3 protein-coding genes are annotated in these 2860 nt (G+C 67.3%); 2 read left to right on the forward strand and 1 reads right to left on the reverse strand.

Annotated features, from left to right (window positions below):
• Positions 1-140: 140 nt before the first annotated feature.
• The gene (locus E8A12_RS02985; protein WP_293366271.1) at positions 141-473 is read right to left on the reverse strand and encodes a ribonuclease E inhibitor RraB; all 333 of its coding nucleotides are present in this window, start codon (positions 471-473) and stop codon (positions 141-143) included.
• A 105-nt stretch (positions 474-578) separates the two neighbouring features.
• On the opposite strand from E8A12_RS02985, the gene E8A12_RS02990 reads away from it, so the two are divergent.
• Together E8A12_RS02990 and E8A12_RS02995 are read left to right on the forward strand one after the other, a co-directional pair.
• The gene (locus E8A12_RS02990) at positions 579-1952 is read left to right on the forward strand and encodes an IS1182 family transposase (RefSeq protein ID WP_293366272.1); all 1374 of its coding nucleotides are present in this window, start codon (positions 579-581) and stop codon (positions 1950-1952) included.
• Positions 1953-2080: 128 nt separating this feature from the next.
• Positions 2081-2758 (forward strand): hypothetical protein, encoded by a 678-nt coding sequence (locus E8A12_RS02995; protein ID WP_293366273.1) that lies wholly within the window; start codon positions 2081-2083, stop codon positions 2756-2758.
• Positions 2759-2860: the final 102 nt, after the last annotated feature.

Below are 2860 nucleotides of genomic sequence, written 5' to 3' on the forward strand. Positions count from 1 at the left end.
GCCCGCTGGGCTGCCGAATAATAGATACGACGCCGCTGCTCCATCACCCACGCTCCACCTCCGACAAAAGGTTAGCGTGTCGCGTTCACCGGTTGAGCCCACCACCGATTGTGTTGAAAAAGGTGGGTGGCGGGCCGCTGCTAGGAGTGAAGCTTAGGGACAGCGAAGCATCCCCAGCCATCGGGTTCGCCGGCATATTCCCGAGCGGCGGCGGCCAAGGTTAGTTCTAGATCGGTGAGAGGGTGCAGGTCTGGCACCATGTTCAGGCGGATGATGACGTCCGTGCTGGCGTCTTCGCGGGTCTCGATCGTTGCGGCATAGCCTTGCTTCTTGGCCCACGCGCAGAAGGCTTCCGCGGCTCCGCTGTCATCGAAGACATGGGCAAACTCGACATCGCGAGCCTGGGTGAGATCGTCCCCTTGCTGGGCCATCTGGGCCAGCGCAGCTGCGTTGTCGTTGAGCGCTTCATCCATGCCCTTCGATCTTAGCCGATCTCCCTCCGGAGCCCACACCTCCGCTGTTGCAGGGCCGTCGATGGGCTGATTCACTCTGGTTGTTGAGGGCCGGAGATCAGTCCGATGATGGGAGAGCGCCGGGTCGAGCAGGCTGCACTGTTCTACGAGTTCTCGCTGGACCGGCATGTTCCGGCTGATCACATGCTCCGGTCCATTGACCGGTTCGTGGACCTGGAAGAGCTGCGGGCGAAGCTGGCGACGTTCTACAGCCCGATCGGCCGGCCCTCGATCGACCCCGAGCTGCTGATCCGGATGCTGCTGGTGGGCTATTGCTTCGGCATCCGCTCGGAGCGGCGGCTGTGTGAGGAGGTCCACCTCAACCTCGCCTATCGCTGGTTCTGCCGCCTCGGCCTGGACGGTGACGTGCCGGACCACTCGACCTTCTCCAAGAACCGCCACGGTCGCTTCCGCGAGAGCGATCTGCTGCGCCAGCTCTTCGAGACGGTCGTGCGCCGCTGCATGGCCGAGGGCCTGGTCGGCGGCGAGGGCTTCGCCGTCGATGCGAGCCTGATTGCGGCCGACGCTAACCGCCAGCGCTGCGTGCCCGGCGAGCAGGGCCTCCCGGCCGAGGCCACCAGCCGGGCTATCGACGAGTACCTGGCGGTGCTGGATGACGCCGCCTTCGGCGCGGCGACCACGGTCACGCCGAAGTTTATCTCGCCGGCCGATCCAGCCTCGCGCTGGACCGGCGCCAACAAGGGGCTCGCCTTCTTCGCCTACGCCACCAACTATCTGATCGACCTGGACCACGCCGTCATCGTGGACGTTGAGCCCTCGACCGCCGTGCGCACGGCGGAAGTCACCGCCGCGCGGACCATGATCGAGCGCGTGCGGGAGCAACACGACCTCTCGCCGGACCGGCTCGCCGCCGACAGCGCCTACGGCTCGGCCGAGATGCTGGACTGGCTGGTCAACGACCAGGGTGTCGAGCCGCACATCCCGCTCATCGACAAATCCCAGCGCGAGGACGGGACCTTCTCGCGCAGCGACTTCACCTACGATCCGGCGGCCGACCTCTATCGCTGTCCGGGCGGAAAGGAGCTGAAACAGCACCGGCGGCCCTTCCGCAGCGATCATCCCGATGTCCCGCCGGACGACACCTATCGCTATCGCGCCAGCAAGGCGGACTGCGACGCCTGCGCGATGAAGACGCGCTGCTGCCCGAACACGCCGGCCCGAAAGGTAACCCGCTCGATCCACGAAGCCGCCCGCGATCGCGCTCGCGAGATCGCCACCACCGACGCCTACGTCACCTCCAGGCGCGAGCGAAAAAAGGTCGAGATGCTCTTCGCCCACCTCAAACGCATCCTGAAGCTCGACCGTCTGCGCCTGCGCGGTCCCTGCGGCGCCCGAGATGAGTTTCTCCTCGCCGCCACCGCCCAGAACCTGCGCAAACTCGCCAAGCTCATCCCGCCGCCAACGCCAGCGACCGCCTGAGGCGTCGCGGTCTTGCGCGCCGCGGCCTGCCACCCGCTACAACCGCGGCCTTTTTCAACGAAATCGACCCATAGCGGACCTTCGGCGAGTCCGCTTACAGTCACCGCCAGTGAACCGCTGGGGGCGGCATGGACATCCACAAACCCAAGCCATGGCATGGCGTCCGCGAGTTCCTGAAGGAGTACGCCATCATCGTGGTCGGCGTGCTGACGGCGCTGGGCGCCGAGCAGGCGGCCGAATGGGGGCGCACCCACCGCGAGGTCGGCGAGGCGCGGGCGGCCCTGCATACGGAGATGCGCAGCAGCGTGCGGGCCTATGTCACGGAACTGCGGGAGGATGGCTGCTGGCTGCGCAGCCTCCCCGCCGTCGAGGCCTGGGCGAGGGGCCAGGGACCCAAGCCGCCTTGGCCCGGCGTCCTGCTCAGCACCCTGCGCACCAGCGTCTGGGACGTCGCCAAGACCGGCGCCGTGGCCCACATGGACCTCGACGAACGCCTCGCCCTGGCGAACTACTTCGGCGCGGTCGACAACCAGCGGGGCCTGGTCGTGATCGCGCGCGCCGAGGCGCAGGACCTGGAGGGCTACCTCAACCAGGACTCGCTGGATCGTGAGGAGGCGCACGCCCTGCTGCGGCTGACCGCTCACATCCGCGGGACGGCGGAGGGCGAGATGCGCAACGCCACCGTCCAGATCGCAGCCGCGCATAAGCTCGGCATCGAGCCCGGTCCGCCCCCGCTGCCGCTCTATCAGGCGCGGGTCGATGCGCTGTGCGCGGCCTACCCAGCGCCGCCGGCGGCGAGGCCCTAGCAGACCGCCTCCGTAATCGTCGGCTTTGATCTCGACGAGGTGACTCGGCGGTGATTCACTCACCGTATGAGCAAGACCTTCCGTCCGTGGCCTGTTGACCAG

The organism is Phenylobacterium sp. (assembly GCF_004799395.1).
GTDB lineage: Bacteria > Pseudomonadota > Alphaproteobacteria > Caulobacterales > Caulobacteraceae > Phenylobacterium.

Excerpts from the sequence above, each read along its gene's own strand:
- E8A12_RS02985 (WP_293366271.1), bottom strand. The coding sequence starts at position 473 with ATGGATGAAGCGCTCAACGACAACGCAGCTGCGCTGGCCCAGATGGCC.
- E8A12_RS02990 (WP_293366272.1), top strand. The coding sequence starts at position 579 with ATGATGGGAGAGCGCCGGGTCGAGCAGGCTGCACTGTTCTACGAGTTC.
- E8A12_RS02995 (WP_293366273.1), top strand. The coding sequence starts at position 2,081 with ATGGACATCCACAAACCCAAGCCATGGCATGGCGTCCGCGAGTTCCTG.